The sequence below is a fragment of the Sutterella wadsworthensis genome, assembly GCF_003315195.1.
GTDB lineage: Bacteria > Pseudomonadota > Gammaproteobacteria > Burkholderiales > Burkholderiaceae_F > Sutterella > Sutterella wadsworthensis.
Genome location: NZ_QNRV01000013.1, coordinates 13,741 through 38,672, shown reverse-complemented (window position 1 = coordinate 38,672; position 24,932 = coordinate 13,741). Strand labels below are relative to the sequence as shown.

Sequence of the window (24,932 nt, the reverse complement as noted above, 5' to 3'; positions counted from 1 at the left end):
AGAGCTTTGGCATATCGCGTTTGGCATGGCGGCTTTTCTGAGTTTGTCCAGTGGGGTGGCGCTGTATTAGCGGTCTTCGCTTGTTCTCGTAGCCCAGCACAAAGGTGTTTTTCATGCTGGGTACTCGCAGAAATAGGAGGATTGAAACGAAGGAAAGAAGATTAATACTCGTTGAAAATGCGCTGAATCTCTTTGGGATCGCCTGTCTTGGTGAGTGCAAGCATCAGAAGGATGCGGGCTTTCTGCGGATTGTGGAGCATTGCACTGACAAAGCCTTCGCGGGTGAATTTGCCAATCGGCGTGATGAGTCCCGAACCGACGCGAGAGTCCACAACAACGGCGGCCCCAGCTTTCTTAGCGGCAATTAGGCTGTTCATGACTTCATTAGGAACGTTGGCGTGACCTAACCCGGCGTTCACAATGCCTTTGGCACCAAGTTTGACCATAGCGTCAATGATGCGGCCGTCTTCCCCAAGTGTTGTGTAGTGCACATCAACACGCGGAAGCGTTTTTAGACCGTCAATGGAAAACTCACTCTGGGTAGTGTGACGTTTTTGAATGGCATTGAAAAAGTAGGGCTTATTGTTCTGCATGAAGCCCAAATAGCCCGTATCAGGACATTTGAAGGTTCCGACATTGGTGGAATTGGTTTTCGTAACGCCGAAAGCTGAAGAGATTTGGTCATTCATGATGACCATTACGCCCTGACCGTACGCTTCTTTACTGGCGGCAAGCGCTACGGCATTGACGAGGTTGAGCGGGCCGTCAGCTGATAGTCCAGTCGCTGGCCGCATACTGCCGACGAGAACGACGGGCTTTTCAGATTTCACAACGAGGTTAAGAAAGTACGCTGTTTCCTCAAGCGTATCGGTACCATGTGTGATGACGATGCCATCCATGTGCTCGTCTGCAAGGAGAGTATTGACGCGGCGAGCGAGCGTAAGCCAATTGTCGATAGAGAGTTTTGAGCTTCCGACATTGAAAACCTGCTCGCCCGAGATCTCTGCAAACTGCTTGATTTCAGGGACTGCATTGACCAGAACTTCAATGCCGACGGGTTTGTGGCCGGAACCGACGCCATAATCTGTGAGTGACAGTGCATTGCTTCCACGGCTAGCAATGGTACCGCCTGTTGCGAGAATAGCTACGCGCGGGAGCTGCTGCATGGCGGCAGCAGACGGCGGCGTGGTTACTGTTGGCGGAGCGGACAGCGCAGGTCCGGAGATGAGGAAAAGAGCAGAAGCAGTTAAGGCAGCGAAACCAAGACGAAACATCAGTGAGTCCTCTGAATAAATGGGGAGGTCTTTGCGGCTGCGGACGACGGATGATGGTCAGCAGTTTTAGAAGACGATGGAAAAAATCCCATTAGCGCTGATGCAAAAGTCGTTCCAATTGCATGAGCGATGTCTCAATCAGCGGATACCTTGGTGAGAAAACTTTGGAAAAATATTCGAAATGAACTGCTCGATTGATGCCCTATAGAGGATCCGGACGGCAAGACACAGTGTCCCTGCCGCTGAAGGTCGCAATCGTGGTCAGTTGCGAGCCTCATTGATACGGATTAGTGAGAGGCTGCGCCAGCTCTACTAAAAATGTCACTGAAATAGCGCGAGAAAATAAAGTATTTGGGCAGAAATGCTCGATTTCATATGCCGCAATTTAATTCAAAGTGCATTTACTTCACAAAGCGTTGAATGTATTTCCAACACTCAAGAGAGTTCCAATCCAAACAACGACAGAGAATGAGCAGGGCAGTCATACAGAGCGTCTGAGGAGCTGCAGCAAAGGATGCCGATTTTACGCACATCGTTTGTAGACAGTCCGATTTCGCGTTGCCTATCTGCAGCATTTCTGCTGTTGCAGGGCGGTTCGAATAGCGGCTCAGCCTTGAAGACAGTTCGCTTGCGGCAGGGTCATTTAGAACCCTCTGAGGCAGGTTTATAAGAACGTACAGCAGAGGCTGACGATCTTTTGGAATGTTTGGCTGCAGCCCGGTGAAATGTTTTTCAGACTGCTGCAGCCAATACTGATAGCGAATGGCTCGAGCCGACGGTGAAGGCAATCGTTCTTCGGATCAATAACTCACCGTGCACTTCAGTCCGGCGGCATGAATAAGGTCCGCAATGCGGTCAAGTTCTTCATGCGTAGCCTTGAGAAGTGATTTGCTGGGCGTTTCGCGGTCAAGGGTGTAGATCGTGACGAGTTCGGGATGAATGGATTTCACGACCTCAAGCCAAGGCAATACGTATTCATCCCCCGTATTATCGACGGATACGCCCTGCCAATCTCCCTTCATGAACATTGTCTGGATCATGCATTTGCCGTTGAAGGCCTGCATTTGCTTGATGAGTGCGGGCAGGTCATAGCGGCTGTTGGGACGGTCTACCCGGCGAATGTAGTCGGGGTCGACCGTATCGAGCTTCAGCAGCGGATTGTCAACCTTAAGAAGAGCTTCGAAAATGGCGGGTTTAAGAATGTGACTGGCATTCGTGAGAACGCTGATTTTGGCCGATGGCGCAAAACGGTTTCGCAGGGCGATAACGTCGTCGACAATTGCCGGAAATTCCGGATGCGATGTGGGTTCGCCGTTTCCGGCAAAAGTAAGGTTGTCGGGCTTGACGCCGTCGGCCGCCATTTCAACGAGTTTTTCCTCTAGGCTCGAGACCACGAGCGCACGGCTTGGGCAGCGTAGGTGCGGCCGATGTGAGCCGTTGAGTCCGCATTCGCAATAGATGCAGTCAAAGGAGCAGATCTTTCCGTCGGCGGGAAGCAGATTGATGCCGAGCGAAACGCCAAGACGGCGCGAGTGTACGGGTCCGAAAATCGGACTGGGGAAAAGCATGGTAGACATAGTCGTACGGCCTGTAGTGCGGCTTGGTTGGGGTCGGCCGGAAGCGACAGGTAAGGTTTTTTGGAATTGAAAGAGCGCTTTCAACACACTAGCACGTCCGAGATCTCCGGGATATGCCTTAAATTTGCCGATGGCGCGGATTGCGCATCGCGCCTCATGATGGCTCGCTTCTCGGGGAGGTCCGGAATAACAAAGCGGCTTTTGCTAGTGAGCAAAAGCCGCTGTTGAAAAAAAGCAGTGTGTGACCAATCTCAGTGTCGATTAGGCCGGCATGACCTGTTTGGCGCGAGCGGCTTCGATGGCTGCGGCGACTTCCGCGCTGCTGTGTTTCTCGTCTTTGGAGAAGGAGCGGGCTACCCAGAAGGCCATCACGAAGAGTGCGATGCCGGTGAGGAACAGACCGGCAGCGGTAGCTCCCCAGAAGCCGTAGGCACCGTAAGGTCCGCCGGCCCATTCGCCGCCGAAGGCGAAGAAGTACCCGAGACCAAGTCCCACGCCCCAGAGGAGTACGCCGTAAATAAGCATTGGAGCGAAAGTGACGCGGTAGCCTCGCAGTGCAAAACTGCTCACAGACTGCATGGCGTCAAAGACGTGGTAGAAGCACCCGAAAAGCAGGAGCGACGCAGCGAGATCATGAACAGGCGGCTCGCTGGTATAGAGCCAGATAATCGCTCCGCGAAAGAGATAAAGCACGAGCGAGGCGAGGACAGCAATAGAAAGGGTAAGGCGCAGCGTACGCTTCATGGCGATTTCTGCGACTGCTGGCCAGCCAGCGCCCAAACTCTGCGCAATCAGCACGCTCGAGGCAATGCCGGCCGAAAGCGGCACCATGTAGCAAAGTGACGTCAGATTCGCAACGATCTGGTGTGCGGAAATCACAGCGGGCCCCAAACGCGAAACAAAAATAGCCATGAGCGTGAAGCTCGAAACTTCAAAGAACGTACAGATGCCCATCGGCACGCCGACCTTGAGGAGTTCCTTCAGACGCTGATACTGCGGACGCACGAAGCCGTTCGAGTGCATAGGCAGGAAGTAAGCGCTTTTTCGCCAGATGATCCAATAAGCAAAAAGCGAAACATAAGTGAGCACAAAGAACGACACGCCCGCGCCGCCCCCGCCCATCGCCGGGAAGCCGAGCAGTCCGTACATGAAGATAGCGTTGAGCGGCACCTTGAGGACGAGCATGCCAAGCGATACCCACATCGTAATTTTGGGCCGCGAGACCGCAGCGTTCACGGCAATGAAGACGCGTGCAGCCATTGAGCCCGGAAGCGCCATGGCGGTCCAGAAGAGATAGTCAGCCGCCATGCGCTTTACTTCACCCGTCACGCCGCCCAAATCTGTCCAAAAATCGGTAGCAGCAAGAAGCGGTACGCCAATCATGGAGAGAAAAATGACGAGCCAGAAGGCTTGGGCCACATCGATGCCGATTTCCCGCGGCCGCCGAGCGCCGAAGTGATGGCCGGCGATGGGTGAAAGCCCCTGCAGAATGCCAACGAGTCCCATCAGCACGGAAATCGTGGCGGATATGCCCAGCGCAATGGCGGCAAGATGCTCCTTACCCAGCTGCCCGCCCATAATCGTGTCGATCGTGCCGCTGCCGATGATGGCTACGTTGGCGACGAAGATTGGGCCGGCGAGCTTGAGGAGCGCCTTGAGGGAGATGTCTGGAGGTAAAAGCGTCGTCATAAAGCGGGGTCGCAATTAACGTGTTTAGGTATGCTCAAAGACCACGGGATTTGGTGTTTGGCTGCTGCGGGATGGCGTCGGCAGGATTCATCGAATCGTGCCCGCAACAAGGTAGAACGTTTCGTCGGTATGGGGGCGGGAGATCGCTTCGGTCAAAGCCTTCGCCGGCGCGTAGTCGCTGCGTACGCGTACGAGCTTCAAGGGGGCCTTTTCGCCCGGGCGAGCGAAGTCGATGCCGCCGTAATAGTGGAGTGCAGCGCGGATGCCGCCCGGCAGATCAGCTCCGTCGATTTTGGTGCCGGTGCCTGCAAGACTTTCGATGGCTTCGGCCGTGGCACGGGCGACGCCTTGGTAAGAGCGGTTGACGTCAATGCCTTCGTGCCAGAGGCCGAGCAGCGTCACGGCTACAGCTGTCATGCCGGCCGCAGAGAGCCATGGGCCTCGCCAAACGACGATTGGGCGGTGCGTGAGGCGCCAGATGACAAAAACGAACCAGATGACAGTGACCGTAAGCGGAGCGAGGATAGACCAGTCGAGTGTGACGTCAAGCCCCGGTGCGAGCATATAGACGGACTTGGCCATCTTGGGAGCCATGCCGGTGAGAGCGGCAAGCCAGTAAAGCCAGACCGTGAGCAATGCGACGGTAAAGACCGAAAGCGCAAACCAATCCAAAAGATTTTCACGTGAGCGGCGCAGACTCGCGAGCCCGAAGGCGGCCAGCACGCAGGTGGGCGCAATCGAGATCAGCAGGAGGTTCCCTGCAGCATCGTAACGGATGAAGAATCCGGCAAAGACGATGGCCGCGAGGAAGAGGCTCGGCAGCAGAATCTGCGTGCGGTCAAGCTGACGCCGCCAGCTGTAGAGCGCCCAGAGCGCAATCGGCCACATGGGAAGGAGAAACCAAACAGCCGTACGTGAAAGCCAGAAAATGGCGGCAGCAGAGGCGGGTTCCAGATGCTGAGCTTGGTTTGAGAACCAGAGCGGGAACCAAACTTCGGCAGCGTCGGGTACTGTGAGGCAGGCGGTGCCTATCCAGAAAATGAGCGGTGCAGCAAATCCCAATGCTGTAAACGAAATTCGCAGCAGACGGCTGCCGCCCAAAGCGCGGAGCACTGCCTGTGCCGCTAGGGCGCTCAGAAAGAGCCAAAAGCCGCAGGCGAATGAAGTGGTGAGTGCGGCACCCCCGGCGGCAAGACCGGAGACGAATGCGCCGACAAAGGGGCGGCGAAGCGCCCAGGCCGCGCCGTAGAGCGCCCAGGCCGCAGCGGCAACCAGCGCTGTGTCGGCAATGGGTTCATATTGGCGGGTGGCGATGCCAAAGGACGCAACAAAGAAGAGTACTGCACAGCTCGCTGTAGTTCGGGCAAAACTGACCGGGGCAGCCTGACCGCCGAAGGCGAAGGCTACCGGCTGGGCTTCGGCACGTCGCGCCAGACGCCAGGCAGTTGACCAAACCGCGACGGATGTGAAAAGGAACCAGAAAACACTCGTCAATCGATAGGCACCGATTTCGCCCAAAAGCTCAGAGAAGAGCTTCATGAAAAGCGCTGCTGCCCATCCTGCCAATGGACCGATCTCCGCTTCCGGCGTCCCCTGAATCTGCGGCAAAAGCCAAGCTTCCAGTCCGCCGTTTGTCATGGATTGCGCTACGCCGAATCCCGCAGCATCGCGCAGCGTCCAGAGGCCGTCAGCCCAAAAGCTGCTCAGAATAAAGACCGCAAGCAGCAGCGCCAATGCAAAGCGCGGCAGCCGGCGGGCGGCTTCCTGAGACATGAAGGCGGGAGTAGGGCGTTGTGTGAGCATGACGAATGCAGCAGAAAACGAACTGGGCGCAAGGTGGCGGTGCTCTCGGGGGGAGAGTGCGGCGACCGTGTTTGCGGAAAGTTCAAACAAAGAAAAGGAGAGTCCTCAAGTCTTGAGGGGCTCTCCTTTTTTGCTCTCGGGCGAATGCGTCGGGGCTCTTTTGTAATGAGGCGGCCTCGTAGCACCCGAGCGAGAGATTGCACGCCGGCGCCTAAAAAAAGGATCCGGCGGCGAAAGCTGACGAATTACTTCGTGGTCTTCGCAGCTTCGGCGGCCGTGTTGAGGGCCTGCTTCTTGGCGGCGAACTTCGCACGGAACTTCTCGACGCGGCCGGCTTCAACGATGCGGGTCTGGGCGCCCGTGTAGAAGGGGTGGCTGGCCGAGGAGGTATCGAGCTTGAAGAGCGGGTACGTCACGCCGTCGATTTCAACCGTTTCGCGCGTCTGAACGGCGGACGGGATGATGAAGGTCTTGTTGATCGAAAGGTCAACGAAGGCAACGGGACGGTACTCGGGATGAATATTCGGCTTCATTTTGAAAGATGTTCCTAGTTTTTTGTGTCGGTCGCCCTGGCGGCCTTGCGCGTCAGCCTTCATAAAGAGGAAGGTCTTACGACGGGCATGCCGGCCCACGTGCCAACTGGGAAGACCGGCCATTATGCTCAAATGAAGGACGACATGCAAGTCCGATGAGCTTAAATCCTGCTGTCAGAGAAGGCAGAGACAATGGCCGTCAGATGAACTGCAGCGCGATTCACGGCATGTTTTGCCGGTATGAGGCTCGAGAAATGGATGTAATCAGCGGCCCTTCAAGCCCAAATGCGAAACTTAAGGGAGGCGCTAAAGAGCAGGCCTTAGAATAAGAAGACCGCCGGAAGTCATCCTCCCGCGTCGTCGCGCACTTGCGGATCTGCAGGTGCAGTTCGCTTAGGAAGGCTTTTGGAACAACCCTCAAAAAATAAAAGGAAGACATACTCACCATGCCCCACTTTGATCGATGCGTCATCGCCACCCGCGAAAGCCCGCTTGCCATGTGGCAGGCTCTGCACGTTCAGGCGCTTTTGCGCGACCGTTATCCTGGGGCGGAGGTTGAACTCCTTGGCATGACGACGCGCGGCGACCAGATTCTCGACCGCACCCTTTCCAAGGTAGGCGGCAAGGGACTCTTTGTGAAGGAGCTCGAGGCGGCGATGCTCGAAGGGCGAGCTGATCTCGCCGTGCATTCCCTCAAAGACGTTCCGATGGAGCTTCCCGAAGGGTTTGAACTGGTTGCAGTGAGTGAACGCGAAGATCCGCGCGACGCGTTTGTGTCGCCGAAGTACGCGTCCCTCGACGATATGCCTGCCGGCGCGCGTGTCGGCACCGCCAGCCTGCGCCGTGAGCTGATGCTGCGCATGCGCTACCCGCATTTGGAAGTGCTGCCGGTGCGCGGCAATGTCGGCACGCGTCTGCGTAAGCTCGACGAAGGTCAGTTTGACGCTTTGGTGATGGCTTCTGCTGGTCTTAAGCGGCTGGGACTCGGCGACCGTATTCGTCAGATCATTCCCGCGGAAGTCAGCCTTCCGGCTCCGGGACAAGGTGCGCTCGGCATTGAGATCCGCAAGGGCGACGAGAAGATGGAAGCCGCGCTCGGCTTCATCAATTCGCCTGAAACCCGTGCCTGCTGCATGGCTGAACGTGCTGTATCGCGCGCATTGGGCGGTTCCTGTCAGGTGCCGCTCGCGGCGTATGCTGTGGTGGAAAAGGGCGAGCTCTGGCTGCGCGCGCTCGTCGGCAACCATAAGGAAGGCAAGGCCGCGTTCACTCAAGCCCGCGGTCCTTTGGCCGAGCCCGAAGCGCTCGCCGCTCGTGTTGTTGAAGACCTGCGCCGTCAAGGTGCAGAAGATTATCTGAAGGCCTGCTTGGGATGAACGAACCACTCCGAACGACCTCCCGCCCGGTCATTTTGATGCGTCCGGGCGAAGCCAACAATCGTCTCGCTGAACTGCTTGAAGCCCAAGGGATCCATGCTGTGCGCTGGCCGGCATTTTCCATTGAGCTTCCGGAAGAAACAGATCACATCACTGAACGTCTCTCCAATCTCGATGATGTTGAAATGGTGGTGCTGCCGAGCCCAGCCTCTGTTGCGGCTGCAGCGCACTGGGTGCGTGAGTGGCCCGAGCACATCACGCTCGCAACGGTGGGCGAAGGCACGGCGCGCGTGATCCGTGCGGCCTGGGGCCCCAAGGTGAAGCTCATCTATCCCGAGGGCGACGCGTCGCATTCGGGCAGTGAGGCTTTGTGGCCGCTCGTGCAGGCGCACGGAGCGCCTTCGCGAGTGCTCTTTTTGCGAGGGCAGACCGGACGAGAGTGGCTCCCCGAACAGTTCCGCCGCATCGGGAGCGATGTGGTGGTGCTCTCTACTTATATCCGCGTGCCGCTCGAACTGACGGTGCCGCAGCTCCATCGCCTGGAAAAGGCGATCCTTGGCCCATCGCCCTTGATCTACCTCACCAGCACTGACGCGGTCGATGTGCTGATGCATGCAGTGAGACCCGTACCCAATGCCCGCATGTGGATTACCCGGGGCAAGGCGCTCACGATTCATCCGCGCGTGGAGTCGCGTCTTCGTGAAGCGGGGTTTCAGTCGATCGAACTCACGAGCCCAGACGAGAATGAAGTGATTGCTCGGATTCGAGAAAGTCTGGCAGCTTGATATTGTTTTCGCCAGAAAAACAAACGGCCTGAGGTTTGATGCTTCAGGCCGTTTGGTTTGATGAGGCGTGAGTGTTACTGCTTCATCAGTTCGAAGAACTCTGCATTGTTCTTCGTTTTCTTGAGCTTGTCGAGGAGGAATTCCATGGCCTCGATTTCATCCATGTCGTAGATGAACTTACGCAGCACCCAGGTCTTCTGGAGCACTTCCGGATCCAGCAGCAGCTCTTCGCGGCGGGTGCCCGAGCGCGTGAGATTGATGGCCGGGAAGACGCGCTTTTCAGCCATGCGGCGTTCAAGGTGGATTTCGTTGTTGCCCGTGCCCTTGAATTCTTCGTAGATCACGTCGTCCATGCGTGAGCCCGTGTCAATGAGCGCGGTGCCGATAATCGTGAGCGAGCCGCCTTCTTCGATGTTGCGGGCCGCGCCGAAGATGCGCTTGGGCCGTTCGAGTGCGTTGGCGTCGACGCCGCCCGTGAGCACCTTGCCCGACGACGGGATCACTTGGTTGTAGGCGCGGGCAAGACGCGTGATGGAATCGAGCAGAATCACGACGTCGCGCTTGGATTCAGCGAGGCGCTTAGCTTTTTCGATCACCATTTCGGCGACCTGTACGTGGCGCACCGCCGGTTCATCGAATGTGGCGGCGACAACTTCGCCGCGGATAGTGCGCTGCATTTCCGTCACTTCTTCCGGACGTTCATTGACGAGAAGCACCATGAGGACGGCGTCGGGATAGTTGGCTGAAATGGAGTGGGCGATGTGCTGCAGCAGAACCGTCTTGCCTGACTTCGGCGGAGCGACGATCAGCGAGCGCTGCCCCTTGCCGATGGGGGCGAACATATCAATGATTCGGCCCGTGAGGTTCTCGTCGCCGCGCATGTCGCGTTCGAGCACGAGCTGCTTATTCGGGAAGATCGGCGTGAGGTTCTCAAAAAGCATCCGGTGCTTAAGCGCTTCGGGCGGCAAATCATTCACCGTATCCACTCGCACCAGTGCGAAATAGCGCTCACCGTCCTTCGGAATGCGGACTTCGCCTTCAATCGAGTCGCCGGTATGCAGATTGAAGCGGCGAATCTGCGAGGGCGAAATATAGACGTCATCGGTGCTTGCCATATAGCTCGTCTCGGGCGAGCGCAGAAAGCCGAATCCGTCGGGAAGAATTTCAAGCGTGCCGTCGCCGTAGATGGTTTCGCCGAGCTTGGCCTTCTTCTTCAGAATGGCGTACATAAGCTCCTGCTTGCGCATGCGCTGAGCGTTGTCGACTTCGAGCGCAGCGGCCATGTCTAGGAGCTGGGAAACGTGAAGGGCTTTAAGGTCGGAAAGGTGCATGATCTTCAAGGCCGGCGGCGCCAGACGGCTCTCGCATACGGATCAGAATCATCCGGCATTGCGCAGCGTCGAGGTGCACGCCTAAGCGGTGTGTCCTGCTTCGAGTAGATAAATTGTTGCTTATTGGGGGAGGCCGGGTTCATGAGGCGCAGAACCGGCGGGTGCATTCTGGCGATGCTGCAGAGCGTTAGAAGTGCTCAGAGGGCTGAATGCGGCGGCAGCTGCCGGAAATGCTCCATGATGAGCGATCGGCGGACTGCGGCATTCCGGACGGAAGCCGGAATGCACCGCGGCGCTCATGGATGCTGAGCGCCGCAGCGGAGAAATAGGATTTTAGAGGTTCTTTTCGATAAACGCATCAAGCGTAGCCTGGTCGCAGGCACCGGTGCGCTGATCAATGACCTCGCCCTTCTTAAAGGCGATGACGGTCGGGATGCCGCGTACGCCGTACTGAGCAGCCTTGTCAGAGGCTTCGTCGCAGTTGTACTTGGCGATAACAGCGCGTCCGTCAAACGTTTCGGCCGCCTGTTCAAGGCGCGGGGCGAGCATGCGGCAGGGGCCGCACCAGGGCGCCCAGAAGTCAACAAAAACGGTAGTGTCGCTGTTGACGGTCTGATCAAAAGTTTCGTCGTTGATGTGAAGAATTTCACTCATGATGGTCTCCATGAAGTCAGACGGCACCGCAGTGCTGAAGAACTTTAAAAGCGCTTGGTGCGAAGCACGAAAAGCGGTCGGCGGCAGGTGCCGCAAAAGAATGACCGAACAGAGGCTCTATGCCGCTTTCGCAGGGTTGCGTCTGACTGGAATGAAAAGGTTGCGCACGGACCGGCTCACGCCGGTTCGGCTGGAGCGGCATGGCCGATGCGTGGATCCTCCATGCTCAGGAGCATTTAGAGGCGAGCGCCCGGCAGACCGCTTTGGTAAAGTCTGCCGCAAATACTAACACTGCTCGAGCAAATGCCGAACGGGTGCAGGCGGCGCAGGAAGCAAAATTTTGCAATTCCTGCAACCATCCCATATACTCTTGCGCTTGGCGGGTCCCCTCGCATGCGCGCCCCGGAAACCTGGTCAGGTCGGGAACGAAGCAGCCATACTGGTGTGCGTGCAGTGCCGAGGATAAGGCTCGCCATTTTCGTACCTGCAAACGCTGCAGCGAAGATCCGGGGCCGGATCCAATAAGCATGCATTGGGGCATTCTGCACAGCCGCTAAAATAAAGCTCCATATATTGGATGGCCCGTTTTGGCGCCGTCCGAATTCTTCAGAGCCCGAAGCGTTTTCGCAAGATGAGCAGCTACCAGGTACTCGCCCGCAAGTGGCGTCCCCATGATTTCGAATCCATCGTCGGCCAAGACCACGTGGTGACGGCGCTCACGCGTGCGCTCACCGAAGGGCGGCTGCATCACGCGTATCTGTTTACCGGCACGCGCGGCGTTGGGAAGACCACCATTTCCCGCATCTTCGCCAAGGCGCTCAACTGTCAGGGCGCGGACGGCAAGGGCGGCGTGACGGCGCACCCCTGCGGCGTGTGCGAAGCTTGCCGCGCAATTGATGAAGGGCGTTTTGTCGACTACATCGAAATGGATGCGGCCTCGAACCGCTCGGTTGAGGATATGACGCAGCTCCTTGAGCGAGCGATGTATGCACCGACCGAGGGGCGGTTCAAGGTCTACATGATCGACGAAGTGCACATGCTCTCAAGCACGGCCTTCAACGCCATGCTGAAGACCCTCGAAGAGCCGCCCGAATATGTGAAGTTCATTCTGGCGACGACGGATCCGCAGAAGGTGCCGGTGACGGTGTTGTCGCGCTGCTTACAGTTCACGCTGCGCAACATGACGCCAGCGGGCATTGTCGAGCATCTGGAATTTATTCTCGGAAAGGAAGGCATCGAATACGAACGTCCTGGACTGCGGCTCATCGCTGAAGGCGCCCGCGGTTCGATGCGCGATGCTTTGTCGCTGCTCGACCAGGCCATAGCCTTTTCGGGCGGCAAAGTGACTAATGGTGCTGTACGGAGCATGCTCGGTCTGTCGTCGGCCAATGCGCTGAGCGCACTTTTGCGTGCGTTGGCCGCGGGTGATGCTGCGCAGATGATTCGGCTCGCTGACGAAATGGTCGTCGAGAGCGTCTCCTTCGGCGAAGCCTTGAGGGGACTCGCTGCCATGCTTCATAAGATTGCGCTCCTGCAGCGCGTGAAAGAGGCTGTCGCGGCGGATGACCCGGAATATCCGGAATTGGCCGAGCTCGCAGCTCTGCTTTCGCCCGAAGAGGTGCAGCTCTACTATCAGATTGCGCTTACGGGTCGAAATGATCTGGCACTGGCGCCCGACGAGTATGCGGGCTTTACGATGGCGCTGCTGCGCATGCTGGCCTTTAAGCCTGCAGGACTTCGCAATGTGCCGCCTCAGCGCACACCTGAACCGGTGCGGGCAGCGCTTTCGCCCGCCCCGCAGAGTGCCCCGACGCCTCGGGCTCCGCAAGCACCGTCCCGACCGACTCAGTCCCTTCAGGCGGCGCCGCCTCCGATGATGGAGGAGCCTCCGCCCTTCATTCCCGATAATCCGGGAGCCGGCGGGGGAGAGCCCCGCGCCGGCTGAGGCCACTCCCCGGGTGCAGCCGTCCATTGACGAGGCACCCCTCAGCTGGCGGGAAATTATTGCGGGAGCAGGACTTGCGGGGCCTTTAAAGGTGCTTGCTGCAGAGTCGCAGGTCATTGAACTTACTCGGGATCGCGTACAATTGCGCCTCGGCGTTCAGTCGCTCGTTACTGAGCAGAACCGCAGGTTCCTAGAGGAGCGTTTGTCGGCTTATTTCGGCCGGCCGTTCCGTGTGCTTTTTGAGGCCGGCGCTACTGAGGCTGGCGCGACGGTGGCTGATGCCGATCGCCGTCGGCGTGCCAAGGAGCACCAGGAGATGGTCGAGCGCTTCAAGAACGATCCGCTTGTCAAAGAGGTTCTGCGGCTTTTCGGCGGCACAATTGACGAGAGTTCAATTCGACCGCTCAGTGAAGAAGAAAAGCGCGGAGCCGAGTAAGAGCGGCAAAGAACAGCAACATTTTTTTAAGACACTCAATGGAGGTTCGCATGCGCGGCATGGGTGGAATGGGCGGCATGGGCGGTTTGATGGCCCAGGCGCAGAAGATGCAGCAAAAGCTCGCCAAAGTTCAGGAAGAACTGAAGCAGACCGAATTCACGGGTGAAGCCGCCAACGGCGCCGTGAAGGTTGTGATTACAGGCGGTCATGAATGCCGCAGCATTAAGATCGACCCGAAGGTGGTGGATCCTGAAGATATCGAAATGCTCGAAGATCTCGTGATGCTCGCTTTCAACAATGCGCAGCAAACCTGCCGTACGGAGAGCGAAGCGGCGATGAACAAAGCCGTTCCGCTTCCCGCGGGCATGAAGCTGCCTTTCTAAAAGCAGCTCGAGATTTCTCATCCCATGCCGAGCGCAGTGCACGCGTTCGGCGGATGGCTCCGTTCGGGCGGCGTGCCGCATCCGGCGGAGCTTTTCTTTATGCCGCACATTTTGGAGGTGCGTGATGCTCACGACGCGTCAATGGGCCGAATCGATCCTTTTGGCCGACTGCCCTTATGAAGACCTTACAACGGTCGGGCTGGGAATCGAGGAAACCTGCGGCACTGTCAGTGCTTCGCTCAAGGCGCCGGGCATCGCGGCCGGCATCGATCTGGCGCGGGAAATTTTTCTTGCTGCAGGCGCATCCGTTGAAGTTTTCGCCAAGGACGGCGATTCGCTCGCTGCTCGTGTTCCTTTCCTCTGTGCCCGCGGCTCCGCTCAAGCGCTCCATGCTGCTTATAAAACCGCTCAGTGCGTCATGGAGTACGCGGGTGGCATCGCCGAGCGCATGCGGGCGATGGTTGATGCGGCTCGTTCGGTGAATCCGCAGGCGGTGGTGGCGGGAACCCGCAAGCACTATCCGGGCGGCAAGCGCATTGCGCTCGCCGGCCTGCTTGCCGGCGGCGGAACCGTGCACCGTCTGGGACTGTCCGATTCCATATTGGTGTTTGATCAGCACCGCGTCTTTACCGACGACTTTGCGGGCGCTTTTGCCAGACTCAAGGCCGCTAATCCGGAAAAAAAGACAGCTGTAGAAGCTTCTTGCGAAGCGGAAGCGCGTGAGTTTATCGAGCTTGGCGCCGACATTGTGCAGTGTGAGCGCTTTGCCCCCGAGGCGCTGGCGCGCACGGCAGATTTTGCCAAACGCCTCGGCCGAGGAACGCTGCTTTCCGTTGCGGGCGGCGTCAATGCCGAAAATGCGGCTGCCTATGCCGCGGCCGGGGCAGTCATACTGGTGACGAGCTGGCCTTATTGGGGTCGTCCGCGCGACGTCAAGATGACGTTTGCGCGTGAGGCATGAGGCAAAACGTTATGCCGCAGGAAAGCTCTCCCGCCATTGCTGCGCTCGTTAAAGCATTGGAAGCGCTCCCCGGATACGGTCCGCGCAGTGCTCAGCGCGCGGCTTTCTTTCTCCTTTCGCCTAAGCGCCGCGGTGAGCTGCAGGCGCTTAGGCAAGCGCTGGCAGACGCTGAAACCAAGGTGCATCGCTGTCCGCGCTGCCGCACCTGGTGCGAAGGGGCGGTCTGCGAAATCTGCGCAGATCCGTCACGAGACGCGTCGCTGCTCTGCGTAGTCGAAACCGTCCAGGATCAGATGGCACTCGAAAAGTCGCTCAATTGGCCGGGTCTTTATTTCATTCTCGGGGGGCGGCTTTCGCCCATGGATGATATGGGGCCGACCGAGATCGGGTTCCCTGAACTTCTTGTGCGCATTGAGGAAGGGCTCGCAGAGAACGGGTTGCGTGAAATTGTGGTTGCGACGTCCTACACGCCCGAAGGGGATGCAACAGCGTACTATCTGATGGGCGCCGTCAAGAAGCGTTGGCCGCAGCTGCGAATTACGCGTCTTGCAAGAGGTCTGCCTTCCGGGCTGGAGGTTGAGTACACTGATCTCGCGACGATTGCCGCGGCCATTGAAGACCGCCGGCAGATTGGCTGAACATTTTCAACAAGGGATTTTTCGCATGAGCACACACCATGTCCGCGCCGCGCTTTTGGAGGCGCAGGAGGCGCTTGCGCATCTTCTCTCCGATGAAGTCATGCTTGAGCGAATCAACGCTGCCGGCAATCTGATGGCTGATGCACTGCAGTCTGGCGGGCGCATTTATTCCTGCGGAAACGGCGGGAGTCTCTGCGATGCGATGCACTTTGCCGAAGAGATGACGGGACGCTACCGTAATAATCGGCCGGCCTATGCTGCGACAGCGATTGCCGATGCCTCGCACATGGCCTGCGTGGCCAATGATTTTGGCTATGAATATGTTTTCTCCCGCTACATTGAAGGCGTCGCGCGTTCGGGAGATGTCCTGCTTGGCATTTCCACTTCGGGCACGAGCAAGAACGTGCTCCGTGCGGTTGAGGCGTCCCGAGCCAAGGGGGTGAAGGTAGTGTCGCTTACGGGGCGAGCGGATTCCCCGATTGCCAAGCTTTCTGATGTGGCGATCGTGACGCCGGGCGGACGTTACGCCGACCGCGTGCAGGAACTCCACATCAAATGCATTCACATCTTCATTGAGCTCGTTGAAAGACGCCTTAATCCGGAAAATTATGCGGGCGAGTGATGCTCGGCCCGTAAAGGTGCTTTAAAAAAACCGTGCTGCAGCGGACGGGATGTCCGCTGCCAAAGCATGTAGCATTACGATCCGCGAACTGAAACGCGCTCCTGAATGTGCGTGCCGTTGGCAATGAGATCGACGACCGCAACGGCGTAATCGGCATAGCTCACAACGCTTTTGCCTTCCGCATTGGTTGTAAATTCTTCGCCGGCGAGCACATATTGGCCCGTCCGAGGCTGACTGACTTCAAATTCCGCTGCGGGCGAAATGAAGGTCCATTGAACATCACTGCGTTTGCGGATGGCCTCGAGCTGATCGCGTTGAGCACTCGCGAGCGGACGGTATTGCGCAGGGAAGAAAGGCTGATCCACGAGCTGCTGCGTGTGGGCCGCATCCATATAGAGACTGCCCGCGCCGCCGACGATGAGCAGGCGCGTTTTCGTGCCCGAGAGCAAATCAGCCAGATGCAGCGCTGTCTTTACGTGAAGCGGCAGCGTGTCAGGGGTCCAGAAACCGAGCGCATCCACCACGGCGTCAAACCCGGCAAGATCCGACTGCTCAATCGCGAGGACATCTTTATGAACCACATGCTGTGTCGCCGGAGCGGTGCTGCCGCGAACGAAGGCGGTGACTTCAAAGCCGCGGGCGAGTGCTTCCGCAACAATATGGCGGCCGGCTTGACCATTGGCGCCGATAACTGCAATTCGAATCATGGTGACAGATTCCCTTAAATGTTACTTGGTTCGATATCGAACTAATGCAACTATAAAAAGCTGATTCAGGATTGTCAAACGTTTGCCTGATGAAAGGGCAGGTACACAGGGGCCGATGCGTTTGAAGCGGCTGCACGAACCCGAACGCTCACACTTTGCTAGAATTCTTCTTCGAAACAGAATCTTTTCGAAGGGCGGTGCCGAAACCATTGGCGCCGCCCTTCGCATTGCCTGTCCGCCCATGCTCTCTTTGCTGAGCTTTGAAAGAACCGTTTGTCATGATGACCGGCGGTGCCCGGCGCACAGACACACCCGATTAACTCACAACGCTCTTTGTATTCATACTATGAACCGCATTCCTATTACGGCTGCCGGCGCAGCCAAGCTCAAGGCCGAACTCGACTACCTCAAGAAGACCGCTCGTCCCAATGTCGTTGCAGCGATTGCTGAAGCGCGTGAAAAAGGCGACCTTTCGGAAAACGCCGAGTACGATGCTGCTCGTGAAGAGCAAGGCCACATTGAAGGCCGTATCGCTGAGCTCGAAGGCAAGATTCCGGCGCTGCAGGTGATCGATCCGAAGACGGTGGCTGCGGGTGACCGTATTGTGTTCGGTGCTACCGTCACGCTTTACGACGAAGAAGAGGATTCAAACGTCACCTATCAGATCGTGGGCGACGATGAAGCCGACATCAAGAAGAACCTCATTTCGGTCTCGTCTCCGATCGCTCGTGCACTCATTGGCAAGAGCGAAGGCGATACGGTCGTCTTCATGGCTCCGAAGGGCAAGGTGACATTTGAAGTTGAAACGGTCGAATACAAGTAATTCGATCGTCTCTTTGGCGGTTCACCGAGACAAAAAAGGCGGCAGTTCCGCATAGGGAACTGCCGCCCAATTGTTGCCGCCGCGCAGATCTCTGGATCTGGTGCAGCAACCCTTCTATTTCAGTGTGATCCGTCGAATCAGCCGAGCGCGAACTTTTTCGTCACGCGCTTCGTCTTTGGACGAGCACGTCGGCGCGGCTGCGCTTCAACCTTCTTTTTCTTGTCGCCGGGACGCTTCACGGCCACCTTTTTGGCCGGAGCAGCGGCCTCTTTGTCGAGCCCTTTGGCAGCGGCAGCAGCTCGGGCAATCCATTCTTCGGCTGTGGGTTCTTCCTCATCAGCCGGACGCCACAGGACGAGCAGCTTGCCGATCATCTGCACACGGGCGCAGCCGAGTTCGTCGGCTATCTTGACGAAGATCGCTTCGCGTTCTTCGCGGTCGTCTGTCGGTACGCGGACTTTGATGAGTTCGTGAGCCTTAAGCTCGCGGTCGATTTCTTTCATCACCGCTTCGGTGAGACCGCTGGCACCAAGAAGAACCACGGGGTTGAGATGATGCGCCTGAGCGCGCAGCGTGAGACGCGCATCGCGCGAAAGAGTAATTTCGCTCATAAAATTTCAGTCAAATTGATCTGCACCGACGGCCGATGCCGCTTTAGGATCGGGGATGAAGCAAGTCCCGACCCGCGAAGTCTGTCGGGCGCAGCGTAAAACACAAAACAGTTGGAGAGGGCCGCAATGCCCGTAGCAACCAAAAAACTCAGATCCAACCGCGCCTGGATCGAACGCCACATTAATGATCCGTTCGTGAAGCGCTCCAGAGCGGAGGGCTACCGCGCACGCTCCGTCTATAAGCTCATTGAGCTCGATGAGAAGGAGCATCTCCTCAAGCCCGGAAGCACCGTCGTCGACTTGGGGTCGGCGCCGGGCAGTTGGACGCAGGTGGTGCGGGAGCGGCTTGCCGGTCCAGACGGCAGCGTTCGCGGGCGCATCATCGCCATGGACATCCTGCCGATGGATCCCATCGATGACGTCTATTTTCTGCAGGGCGACTTCCGCGAACAAGAGGTGGCCGATAAGCTCGCCGAGATTTTAAACGGAGACAAGGTCGACGTGGTCCTTTCGGACATGGCGCCGAATCTTTCGGGCATCGCGGCGGCCGATGCAGCACGTTCGCTGCTGCTCAACGAGCTTGCGCTGGAGTTTTGCCTCGAACACCTTGCGCCTAACGGCGTATTCGTGACAAAAGCCTTCCAGGGATCGGGCTATTCGCAATATGTGGAGTCGCTTAAACGCGTTTTCAAGAAGGTGGCGGCTAAGAAGCCGGAAGCGAGCCGTGACACGTCCGCTGAGGTGTATCTGGTCTCACGGGGTTTAAAGGCGCCGAAATAATTGCTTTCATTGCCGGCGGCCGGCAAAACGCGTCAAAGTGCCTCAGGATCCTGCCTGAGAGAGGTGCGGCCGCTACAATTACAAAATCTGCGGCCCGCAGAGCTGTCTTCTCTAACAAGTGAAGCAGACTGCTGCGGGCTCAACCCTGCTCGCGAGCGCATCCGTCCGCTCCGCATCAAGCAAACCGGTCGTACAGCGTCTCTCTTCGCCGCTTCGTTTGAGCGTCAGGAAGTGAAGCGCTTTGGCGGACCGGAACGGATACTGGAGTTCAAAGTTGGACAATAAGTCTTTTGCCCGCATTGCCGTATGGATTCTCGTCGCGGTGGTGCTCTTCACGGTTTTCCGCCAGTTTGAGACCAACTCGGCGCAGCCGCTCGATCAGACGAGCTACACCCAGTTTATGGATGACGCTAAGGCGGGCAAGATCCGCAAAGTGGAGGTGCAGGGTCGCAAGATCCTCGTCACGCCGCAGTCCGGAGCTGAGTACGCCATCACGAGTCCGGGCGATCTTTGGATGGTCGACGACCTGCGTAAGAACGGCGTTCAGGTGTACGGCAAGGCTGAGGAAGAACCGTCCTTCCTGACAACGCTTTTCGTATCTTGGTTCCCGATGCTCCTCTTGATCGGCGTGTGGATCTTTTTCATGCGCCGCATGCAGGGCGGTGCGGGCGGCGGCGGCGCCTTCTCTTTTGGGAAGTCCAAGGCCCGCATGCTCACCGAACAGGACAACAAGGTTCGCTTTAAGGACGTTGCAGGCTGCGACGAAGCCAAGGAAGACGTGCAGGAAATCGTCGACTTCCTGCGCGATCCGTCGAAGTACCAGCGTTTGGGCGGCCGCATCCCGCGCGGTGTGCTGCTCGTGGGCTCCCCGGGTACCGGCAAGACGCTGCTCGCTAAGGCTATTGCCGGCGAAGCCGGTGTGCCTTTCTTCACAATTTCGGGTTCCGACTTCGTTGAAATGTTCGTCGGTGTGGGTGCAGCCCGCGTGCGCGACATGTTTGAAACCGCCAAGAAGAATGCTCCCTGCATCATCTTCATCGACGAAATTGATGCGGTCGGCCGCCAGCGCGGCGCCGGCCTCGGCGGCGGCAATGATGAACGCGAGCAGACACTCAATCAGATGCTCGTTGAAATGGACGGCTTCGATACCGGCGCAAATGTGATCGTCATCGCTGCCACCAATCGTCCTGACGTACTTGACCCTGCGCTTCTGCGTCCCGGTCGCTTTGACCGCCAAGTGGTGGTGCCGTTGCCTGATATCCGCGGCCGTGAGCAGATTCTTGCTGTGCATATGAAGAAGATCCCTGCGGGTCCGGACGTTGATTCGGCGATTCTCGCCCGCGGCACGCCTGGTTTTTCAGGTGCCGATCTTGCGAACCTGGTCAATGAAGCTGCGCTTTTCGCTGCTCGCCGCAACGGCCGCGTTGTGACGATGGCCGACTTTGAAAACGCCAAGGACAAGATCATGATGGGTGCGGAACGCCGCGCCATGGTGATGAGCGAGGACGAAAAGAAGAATACGGCCTATCACGAATCCGGCCATGCCTTGGTTGCTCGGCTCCTGCCTGAAAGTGACCCGGTGCATAAGGTGACGATCATTCCGCGCGGCCGTGCGCTCGGTCTCACCATGCAGCTCCCGGAGATGGACCGCTACGCCTATAACCGTCAGTATCTGCTCACTCGTATTGCCATTCTCTTCGGCGGACGAATTGCTGAAGAAGTTTTCATGCATCAGATGACGACGGGCGCTTCGAACGACTTTGAACGCGCCACTCAGCTCGCCCGCGACATGGTGACGCGCTACGGCATGAGTGAACGCATGGGACCGATGGTCTATGCGGAAAACGAAGGCGAAGTGTTCTTGGGCCGCTCGGTGACGAAGACCACACATGTTTCCGAGCGCACGATGCAGGCTGTGGACGAAGAGGTCCGCCGCATCATCGATGAGCAGTATGCACTTGCGCGCAAGCTCATTGAAGAGAATCAGGACAAGATGCACGCCATGGCGCATGCGCTTCTTGAATGGGAAACCATTGACAAGGAGCAGATTGACGACATCATGGAAGGTCGTCCGCCTCGCGCGCCTCGTTCAACGGAAGCGCAGGAAAACATGAAGCCGCGTGCGCCGCAGCCGGCTGCAAAGCCGACAGTCAAGGCTGAAGAGCCGCCTGCCGCTGCGGATGCTGCGCCGACCGACAAGCTCGTTGATACGGGTTCTGATGAGCCCGATGTCGGCTCAAAGACGAACGGCAATCAAAGCGCACCGAAGGACGGCAGGAAGCCCGAATAACGTGCGCTCTGAGCAGCCCATCTGCAAAGGCCGCCGCGCCTGCCGCTCTGCGGCTGTCGGGCGGCCTTTTTCAGTGCGAGAAAAAAGGAATAAGAGGATGTTCACAAATCTGCAGTACGGCGGCACCATGCCGTTCGCAAAAACATGGCGCTGCGCCGACCGAGTATTCGATTTGAGCGCTCGACCGCTCATTATGGGAATTCTCAATGTAACGCCGGATTCGTTTTCCGACGGCGGAGATCACAATAAGCTCGACGATGCGGTGGCTTGGGCTCGGCGAATGGCCGCTCATGGCGCCGACATTATTGACGTTGGCGGAGAGTCTACGCGTCCGGGGTCCAGCCCAGTGTCGCTTGAAGAAGAATCCCGCCGAGTGCTTCCAGTGGTGGAGGCGCTCGCTGCCGAGGGGTTCGTTGTGTCCGTGGATACTTCGCGTCCTGAGATCATGACGGCCGCTGCTAAAGCGGGGGCAAAGATCCTTAACGACGTCCGCGGGTTCGATCTTACGGGCGCTGCAGAAGCGGCGGCAGCCACCGACTGCGGCTTGGTGGTCATGCATGGCTTTGATGCGCCTCGCGGATCGGACATTGTTGCGTCCGTTTATGACTATTTGGCCAAACGCACGACCGCGCTTCGTGAGCTCGGCGTATCGTCAGACCGCATCTGCTGGGATCCGGGATTTGGGTTCGGCAAGACGGTAGAAGGCAATTTTGAACTGATTGCCGCTACGCTTCGTTTTGCTTCCTCCGGCCAGCCTTTGATGGCGGCTGTATCGCGCAAGTCAGAGCTGGGTGCGGTGATCGGACGAGAAGTCCCTAAAGACCGGACTGCGGCCAGTGCTGCCTGCGCGGTCATTGCCTGCGGTTTGGGCGCTCAGATCGTGCGCGTGCATGATGTGGCTGAAACCCGTGATGAACTCCTCGTGCTGTCGGCTATTGAAAAAGCGGCAGCTCGGCTCGTTCACTGATAAAAATACAAAGAAGAACACCCAAGGAGAACCACTATGAAGCGACGTTATTTCGGCACAGACGGTGTGCGCGGCAAGGTCGGCTCAGCTCCGATTACGCCGGACTTCGTGATGAAGCTTGGTCAGGCCGCCGGCCGAGTCCTTAAGCGGCATAACCCAACGGGGCGCGCTTCGGTCTTGATCGGCAAGGACACACGTGTTTCGGGCTATATGCTTGAAGCCGCACTGCAGGCCGGTTTCTCAAGCGCCGGCGTTGATGTGGTTCTCTGCGGTCCCATTCCGACACCCGCAGTCGCATATCTCACCCGCGCGCAGCGGCTGGATGCCGGCGTTGTTATCTCTGCTTCGCATAATCCCTATGACGACAACGGCATTAAATTTTTCTCTGCTGCCGGACAGAAGCTCCCGGACAGCTGGGAAGTGGAGATTGAAGAAGAGATTGACGAAGGCTTCGCCTGCGTTCCGTCGGCAGAGTTGGGAAAGGCTCGACGGCTCGATGATGCCTCTGGGCGCTACATCGAATTCTGCAAATCGACGATCGACAGCGACATCGATTTAAAGGGCCTGAAGATCTTCGTCGACTGCGCCAACGGTGCGGCCTATCACGTTGCGCCGGATGTCTTTCATGAGCTTGGCGCCGATGTGGTCGCGGTCGGCAATACGCCTGACGGCTTCAACATCAATCGCGGCGTAGGGGCGACACACACTGAGCATTTGTCTGAGCAGTGCCGGGCCGCGGGCTGTCAAGTGGCGGTGAGCCTTGACGGGGACGCAGACCGTCTCATCATGGCTGACGCTGACGGACGGGTTTATACCGGTGACGAGCTGCTCTATGTGATGATCCGCGACCGCCTTTCCAAAGGCATGGTGGCGGGCGTTGCTGGAACGCTGATGACCAACTACGGACTGGAAAAACGGCTCAATGAGCTCGGCATTCCTTTCGGTCGAGCCAAAGTAGGGGATCGATACGTGCTTGAGATGCTGCTCGAGCGAGGTTGGATTTTGGGCGGCGAAACATCTGGGCATCTGCTCGCACTCGACCGACAGACCACGGGCGACGGTATCGTGAGCGCTCTGCAGGTTCTTTCGGCGATGCGTCATACAGGCAAAAGCTTGGCGGAGCTCACGGCGGATCTCCAGCTGATGCCGCAGGTGCTCATTAATCGTCCGTTCACGCGCGGTGCTGATTGGCACTCCCTGCCTCAGTTTGCTGCTACAGTCACTGAAGCGGAACGGGCGGTAGCCGGCCGAGGCCGGGTGCTCATTCGGCCGTCCGGAACGGAACCTGTGCTCCGCATCATGGTTGAGGCCGATGACAAGGCCTTTGCCGAACAGCTTGCCGAGAAGATGGCACAGGCACTTGAAAACAATCTGTTGTCAAAAACATCTAAATGATGACTTGCGACAGCGGAAGTCGTGATAAAGTACTTCACCTAATACGCGTGCATTGCACCTTTCCAACAACCCGTCGTTCGTATCATTTTTTCGACCGACGGATGCATGCGTGAATGCTTAGGAAACTAAAAAATGGCAGAGAATCCGGAACCCGTCAAGGTTGAAGAACAGGGCCCTTTTATTCACCAGCTGCAGCTTTTTTTGGTCGGCGGTCAGCAGTTCACCGTCAATGAGCTTTCTGATTCCGTCAAGATGCCGCAGAATGTGATCGCCTTTATCAATGCGTGGCGTCAGAAGCGCGACGTCTGGCACAGCCCGAACAACGATCCAAAGTTCGGCGTCCGTGTCAAAGACGTTTCGCTCTACGAATATCGCGTCGGCAAGGCTTCGGCCGTTAAGCCCGCTGAATCCGTCGCTGCACCGGCTCCGGCCGCTGCCCCGGCTGTTGAGGCGGAACCCGCCAAATCCTCTGTCAAGCGTACGACGAAGGTGGCCTGAGAATGAATGTGTCTCGTCTGTCGGCGGTGCTTCTATGAAGTACTTTCGCAGAAGAGTTGATTCAATCTCAAGAAGGCCGGAGTCCCGAAAGGAACTCCGGCTTTGTTTTTCTTTAGACTTATGCTTTTACAGCGGATCGCAGGTGCGTTCCGCAGCCACTCGATTCAGGTCAAATCAAATGAAGCAGATCGTTGCCGTGATTAAGCCTTTCAAGCTCGACGATGTTCGTGAAGCACTTTCCGAAACGGGCGTGCACGGCCTTACTGTTACCGAAGTCAAAGGTTTCGGTCGCCAAAAGGGGCATACGGAGCTCTACCGCGGCGCAGAATATGTCGTGGACTTTCTCCCCAAGCTTAAGGTTGAAACGGTTGTGGCCGACGACCTCGTGGAGCAAGCCATTGATGCTATTCGTAAAGCTGCCCATACGGGCAAAATTGGCGACGGCAAGATTTTCGTCTACGACGTTGAACAGGTGATTCGAATCCGTACGGGTGAAACCGGCGAATCAGCTGTTTAAATTTTCGGCTGAATATAGAGCCGCTTTGAGCGGCTCTATTTGATTTAGCGGCCGGCGTTCATCATTGCTTGGAGCGCCCACTCATTTTTTGGAAAGCCTGTCTTACCGCATCAGAAAGACAGGCGCGCAAATGCTCACAGCACACTGTGTTTTGACATTCTGCGTCATCTAAGACAATAACGGGAGAGAACACATATCGTTGCCGAGATATGCGGCATTAAGAGACAAAATCTGTTGGGGGGGGGCAACAATTGATTTCGACAATGGAGTTGTATTCGCTGTAATATATTGAAATATATAAGATATAACAAATTTTTAAGCGAAACAAAAAATAGCG

24 protein-coding genes and 1 other RNA gene are annotated in these 24,932 nt (G+C 57.4%); 16 read left to right on the top strand and 9 right to left on the bottom strand.

Features of this window, described 5'->3' with window-relative positions; translation table 11 throughout:
* Window positions 1-161: 161 nt before the first annotated feature.
* The 5 genes from DES29_RS06780 to DES29_RS06760 form a co-directional block, all read right to left on the bottom strand.
* Window positions 162-1,274 (bottom strand): type II asparaginase, encoded by a 1,113-nt coding sequence (locus DES29_RS06780; protein ID WP_021995008.1) that lies wholly within the window; start codon window positions 1,272-1,274, stop codon window positions 162-164.
* 800 nt (window positions 1,275-2,074) lie between these two features.
* Complete coding sequence (locus DES29_RS06775) at window positions 2,075-2,851, bottom strand: radical SAM protein (protein ID WP_016475079.1); 777 nt, start codon at window positions 2,849-2,851, stop codon at window positions 2,075-2,077.
* A gap of 261 nt (window positions 2,852-3,112) precedes the next feature.
* On the bottom strand, window positions 3,113-4,540 hold the full coding sequence (locus tag DES29_RS06770; RefSeq protein ID WP_113854642.1) for an MATE family efflux transporter: 1,428 nt from the start codon (window positions 4,538-4,540) through the stop codon (window positions 3,113-3,115).
* Window positions 4,541-4,627: 87 nt separating this feature from the next.
* Window positions 4,628-6,343, bottom strand: coding sequence for an ArnT family glycosyltransferase (locus tag DES29_RS06765; protein ID WP_113854648.1), 1,716 nt, complete (start codon window positions 6,341-6,343; stop codon window positions 4,628-4,630).
* Window positions 6,344-6,588: 245 nt separating this feature from the next.
* Entirely contained in the window at window positions 6,589-6,876 is a 288-nt protein-coding gene (locus DES29_RS06760; protein ID WP_005432487.1) for a type B 50S ribosomal protein L31, read from the bottom strand.
* A gap of 446 nt (window positions 6,877-7,322) precedes the next feature.
* On the opposite strand from DES29_RS06760, the gene hemC reads away from it, so the two are divergent.
* Complete coding sequence (gene hemC, locus DES29_RS06755) at window positions 7,323-8,252, top strand: hydroxymethylbilane synthase (RefSeq protein WP_021995006.1); 930 nt, start codon at window positions 7,323-7,325, stop codon at window positions 8,250-8,252.
* On the top strand, window positions 8,249-9,037 hold the full coding sequence (locus DES29_RS06750; RefSeq protein ID WP_005432483.1) for a uroporphyrinogen-III synthase: 789 nt from the start codon (window positions 8,249-8,251) through the stop codon (window positions 9,035-9,037). The genes hemC and DES29_RS06750 overlap by 4 nt, the downstream gene beginning before the upstream one ends.
* Before the next feature lie 74 nt (window positions 9,038-9,111).
* On the opposite strand, the gene rho is transcribed toward DES29_RS06750, so the two are convergent.
* Both rho and trxA read right to left on the bottom strand, forming a co-directional pair.
* Window positions 9,112-10,368, bottom strand: coding sequence for a transcription termination factor Rho (gene rho / locus DES29_RS06745; protein WP_016475073.1), 1,257 nt, complete (start codon window positions 10,366-10,368; stop codon window positions 9,112-9,114).
* Between the two features lie 333 nt (window positions 10,369-10,701).
* Entirely contained in the window at window positions 10,702-11,022 is a 321-nt protein-coding gene (gene trxA, locus DES29_RS06735; RefSeq protein WP_005432478.1) for a thioredoxin, read from the bottom strand.
* Window positions 11,023-11,400: 378 nt separating this feature from the next.
* On the opposite strand from trxA, the gene ffs reads away from it, so the two are divergent.
* The 7 genes from ffs to gmhA all read left to right on the top strand — a co-directional run bounded on the left by ffs (window position 11,401) and on the right by gmhA (window position 16,007).
* Window positions 11,401-11,499: signal recognition particle sRNA small type (ffs, locus tag DES29_RS06725), an RNA gene on the top strand.
* A gap of 154 nt (window positions 11,500-11,653) precedes the next feature.
* Window positions 11,654-12,967, top strand: coding sequence for a DNA polymerase III subunit gamma/tau (gene dnaX, locus DES29_RS06720; protein WP_236578879.1), 1,314 nt, complete (start codon window positions 11,654-11,656; stop codon window positions 12,965-12,967).
* 13 nt (window positions 12,968-12,980) lie between these two features.
* Window positions 12,981-13,403: a DNA polymerase III subunit gamma/tau C-terminal domain-containing protein gene (locus DES29_RS06715; RefSeq protein WP_016475071.1), complete on the top strand. Its 423-nt coding sequence runs from the start codon at window positions 12,981-12,983 to the stop codon at window positions 13,401-13,403.
* Window positions 13,404-13,453: 50 nt separating this feature from the next.
* Window positions 13,454-13,786 carry a YbaB/EbfC family nucleoid-associated protein gene (locus tag DES29_RS06710; RefSeq protein ID WP_016475070.1) on the top strand — a complete coding sequence of 111 codons (333 nt, stop codon included), beginning with the start codon at window positions 13,454-13,456 and terminating at the stop codon, window positions 13,784-13,786.
* A 124-nt stretch (window positions 13,787-13,910) separates the two neighbouring features.
* Complete coding sequence (gene modD, locus DES29_RS06705; RefSeq protein ID WP_021995004.1) at window positions 13,911-14,747, top strand: ModD protein; 837 nt, start codon at window positions 13,911-13,913, stop codon at window positions 14,745-14,747.
* 11 nt (window positions 14,748-14,758) lie between these two features.
* The gene (gene recR, locus DES29_RS06700) at window positions 14,759-15,385 is read left to right on the top strand and encodes a recombination mediator RecR (protein ID WP_005432470.1); all 627 of its coding nucleotides are present in this window, start codon (window positions 14,759-14,761) and stop codon (window positions 15,383-15,385) included.
* Window positions 15,386-15,410: 25 nt separating this feature from the next.
* Window positions 15,411-16,007, top strand: coding sequence for a D-sedoheptulose 7-phosphate isomerase (gmhA, locus tag DES29_RS06695; protein ID WP_016475067.1), 597 nt, complete (start codon window positions 15,411-15,413; stop codon window positions 16,005-16,007).
* A gap of 74 nt (window positions 16,008-16,081) precedes the next feature.
* Here gmhA and DES29_RS06690 read toward each other — a convergent pair whose 3' ends face one another.
* A complete protein-coding gene (locus tag DES29_RS06690; RefSeq protein ID WP_021995003.1) occupies window positions 16,082-16,714 on the bottom strand; it encodes an NAD(P)-dependent oxidoreductase in 633 nt (210 codons plus the stop codon).
* Window positions 16,715-17,060: 346 nt separating this feature from the next.
* Between DES29_RS06690 and greA the strand changes: the two genes are divergently transcribed.
* Complete coding sequence (gene greA, locus DES29_RS06685; protein ID WP_005432465.1) at window positions 17,061-17,537, top strand: transcription elongation factor GreA; 477 nt, start codon at window positions 17,061-17,063, stop codon at window positions 17,535-17,537.
* Between the two features lie 137 nt (window positions 17,538-17,674).
* On the opposite strand, the gene yhbY is transcribed toward greA, so the two are convergent.
* The gene (yhbY, locus tag DES29_RS06680) at window positions 17,675-18,148 is read right to left on the bottom strand and encodes a ribosome assembly RNA-binding protein YhbY (protein WP_021995001.1); all 474 of its coding nucleotides are present in this window, start codon (window positions 18,146-18,148) and stop codon (window positions 17,675-17,677) included.
* Between the two features lie 126 nt (window positions 18,149-18,274).
* Between yhbY and DES29_RS06675 the strand changes: the two genes are divergently transcribed.
* From DES29_RS06675 to DES29_RS06650, 6 genes are all read left to right on the top strand, one after another.
* Window positions 18,275-18,928 carry an RlmE family RNA methyltransferase gene (locus tag DES29_RS06675; RefSeq protein ID WP_005432462.1) on the top strand — a complete coding sequence of 218 codons (654 nt, stop codon included), beginning with the start codon at window positions 18,275-18,277 and terminating at the stop codon, window positions 18,926-18,928.
* 274 nt (window positions 18,929-19,202) lie between these two features.
* On the top strand, window positions 19,203-21,218 hold the full coding sequence (gene ftsH, locus DES29_RS06670; protein WP_021995000.1) for an ATP-dependent zinc metalloprotease FtsH: 2,016 nt from the start codon (window positions 19,203-19,205) through the stop codon (window positions 21,216-21,218).
* Between the two features lie 97 nt (window positions 21,219-21,315).
* Window positions 21,316-22,185, top strand: coding sequence for a dihydropteroate synthase (gene folP, locus DES29_RS06665; protein ID WP_113854640.1), 870 nt, complete (start codon window positions 21,316-21,318; stop codon window positions 22,183-22,185).
* Between the two features lie 36 nt (window positions 22,186-22,221).
* A complete protein-coding gene (glmM, locus tag DES29_RS06660; RefSeq protein ID WP_046446549.1) occupies window positions 22,222-23,580 on the top strand; it encodes a phosphoglucosamine mutase in 1,359 nt (452 codons plus the stop codon).
* A 132-nt stretch (window positions 23,581-23,712) separates the two neighbouring features.
* Complete coding sequence (locus tag DES29_RS06655) at window positions 23,713-24,078, top strand: hypothetical protein (protein WP_113854639.1); 366 nt, start codon at window positions 23,713-23,715, stop codon at window positions 24,076-24,078.
* A 178-nt stretch (window positions 24,079-24,256) separates the two neighbouring features.
* Window positions 24,257-24,595 (top strand): P-II family nitrogen regulator, encoded by a 339-nt coding sequence (locus DES29_RS06650; RefSeq protein ID WP_005432453.1) that lies wholly within the window; start codon window positions 24,257-24,259, stop codon window positions 24,593-24,595.
* Window positions 24,596-24,932 lie beyond the last annotated feature (337 nt).

What these genes read in the sequence shown, in the direction of transcription:
- DES29_RS06780 (WP_021995008.1), bottom strand. Translation starts at nt 1,274, where the DNA reads ATGTTTCGTCTTGGTTTCGCTGCCTTAACTGCTTCTGCTCTTTTCCTC.
- DES29_RS06775 (WP_016475079.1), bottom strand. Translation starts at nt 2,851, where the DNA reads ATGTCTACCATGCTTTTCCCCAGTCCGATTTTCGGACCCGTACACTCG.
- DES29_RS06770 (WP_113854642.1), bottom strand. Translation starts at nt 4,540, where the DNA reads ATGACGACGCTTTTACCTCCAGACATCTCCCTCAAGGCGCTCCTCAAG.
- DES29_RS06765 (WP_113854648.1), bottom strand. Translation starts at nt 6,343, where the DNA reads ATGCTCACACAACGCCCTACTCCCGCCTTCATGTCTCAGGAAGCCGCC.
- DES29_RS06760 (WP_005432487.1), bottom strand. Translation starts at nt 6,876, where the DNA reads ATGAAGCCGAATATTCATCCCGAGTACCGTCCCGTTGCCTTCGTTGAC.
- hemC (WP_021995006.1), top strand. Translation starts at nt 7,323, where the DNA reads ATGCCCCACTTTGATCGATGCGTCATCGCCACCCGCGAAAGCCCGCTT.
- DES29_RS06750 (WP_005432483.1), top strand. Translation starts at nt 8,249, where the DNA reads ATGAACGAACCACTCCGAACGACCTCCCGCCCGGTCATTTTGATGCGT.
- rho (WP_016475073.1), bottom strand. Translation starts at nt 10,368, where the DNA reads ATGCACCTTTCCGACCTTAAAGCCCTTCACGTTTCCCAGCTCCTAGAC.
- trxA (WP_005432478.1), bottom strand. Translation starts at nt 11,022, where the DNA reads ATGAGTGAAATTCTTCACATCAACGACGAAACTTTTGATCAGACCGTC.
- dnaX (WP_236578879.1), top strand. Translation starts at nt 11,654, where the DNA reads ATGAGCAGCTACCAGGTACTCGCCCGCAAGTGGCGTCCCCATGATTTC.
- DES29_RS06710 (WP_016475070.1), top strand. Translation starts at nt 13,454, where the DNA reads ATGCGCGGCATGGGTGGAATGGGCGGCATGGGCGGTTTGATGGCCCAG.
- modD (WP_021995004.1), top strand. Translation starts at nt 13,911, where the DNA reads ATGCTCACGACGCGTCAATGGGCCGAATCGATCCTTTTGGCCGACTGC.
- recR (WP_005432470.1), top strand. Translation starts at nt 14,759, where the DNA reads ATGCCGCAGGAAAGCTCTCCCGCCATTGCTGCGCTCGTTAAAGCATTG.
- gmhA (WP_016475067.1), top strand. Translation starts at nt 15,411, where the DNA reads ATGAGCACACACCATGTCCGCGCCGCGCTTTTGGAGGCGCAGGAGGCG.
- DES29_RS06690 (WP_021995003.1), bottom strand. Translation starts at nt 16,714, where the DNA reads ATGATTCGAATTGCAGTTATCGGCGCCAATGGTCAAGCCGGCCGCCAT.
- greA (WP_005432465.1), top strand. Translation starts at nt 17,061, where the DNA reads ATGAACCGCATTCCTATTACGGCTGCCGGCGCAGCCAAGCTCAAGGCC.
- yhbY (WP_021995001.1), bottom strand. Translation starts at nt 18,148, where the DNA reads ATGAGCGAAATTACTCTTTCGCGCGATGCGCGTCTCACGCTGCGCGCT.
- DES29_RS06675 (WP_005432462.1), top strand. Translation starts at nt 18,275, where the DNA reads ATGCCCGTAGCAACCAAAAAACTCAGATCCAACCGCGCCTGGATCGAA.
- folP (WP_113854640.1), top strand. Translation starts at nt 21,316, where the DNA reads ATGTTCACAAATCTGCAGTACGGCGGCACCATGCCGTTCGCAAAAACA.
- glmM (WP_046446549.1), top strand. Translation starts at nt 22,222, where the DNA reads ATGAAGCGACGTTATTTCGGCACAGACGGTGTGCGCGGCAAGGTCGGC.
- DES29_RS06655 (WP_113854639.1), top strand. Translation starts at nt 23,713, where the DNA reads ATGGCAGAGAATCCGGAACCCGTCAAGGTTGAAGAACAGGGCCCTTTT.
- DES29_RS06650 (WP_005432453.1), top strand. Translation starts at nt 24,257, where the DNA reads ATGAAGCAGATCGTTGCCGTGATTAAGCCTTTCAAGCTCGACGATGTT.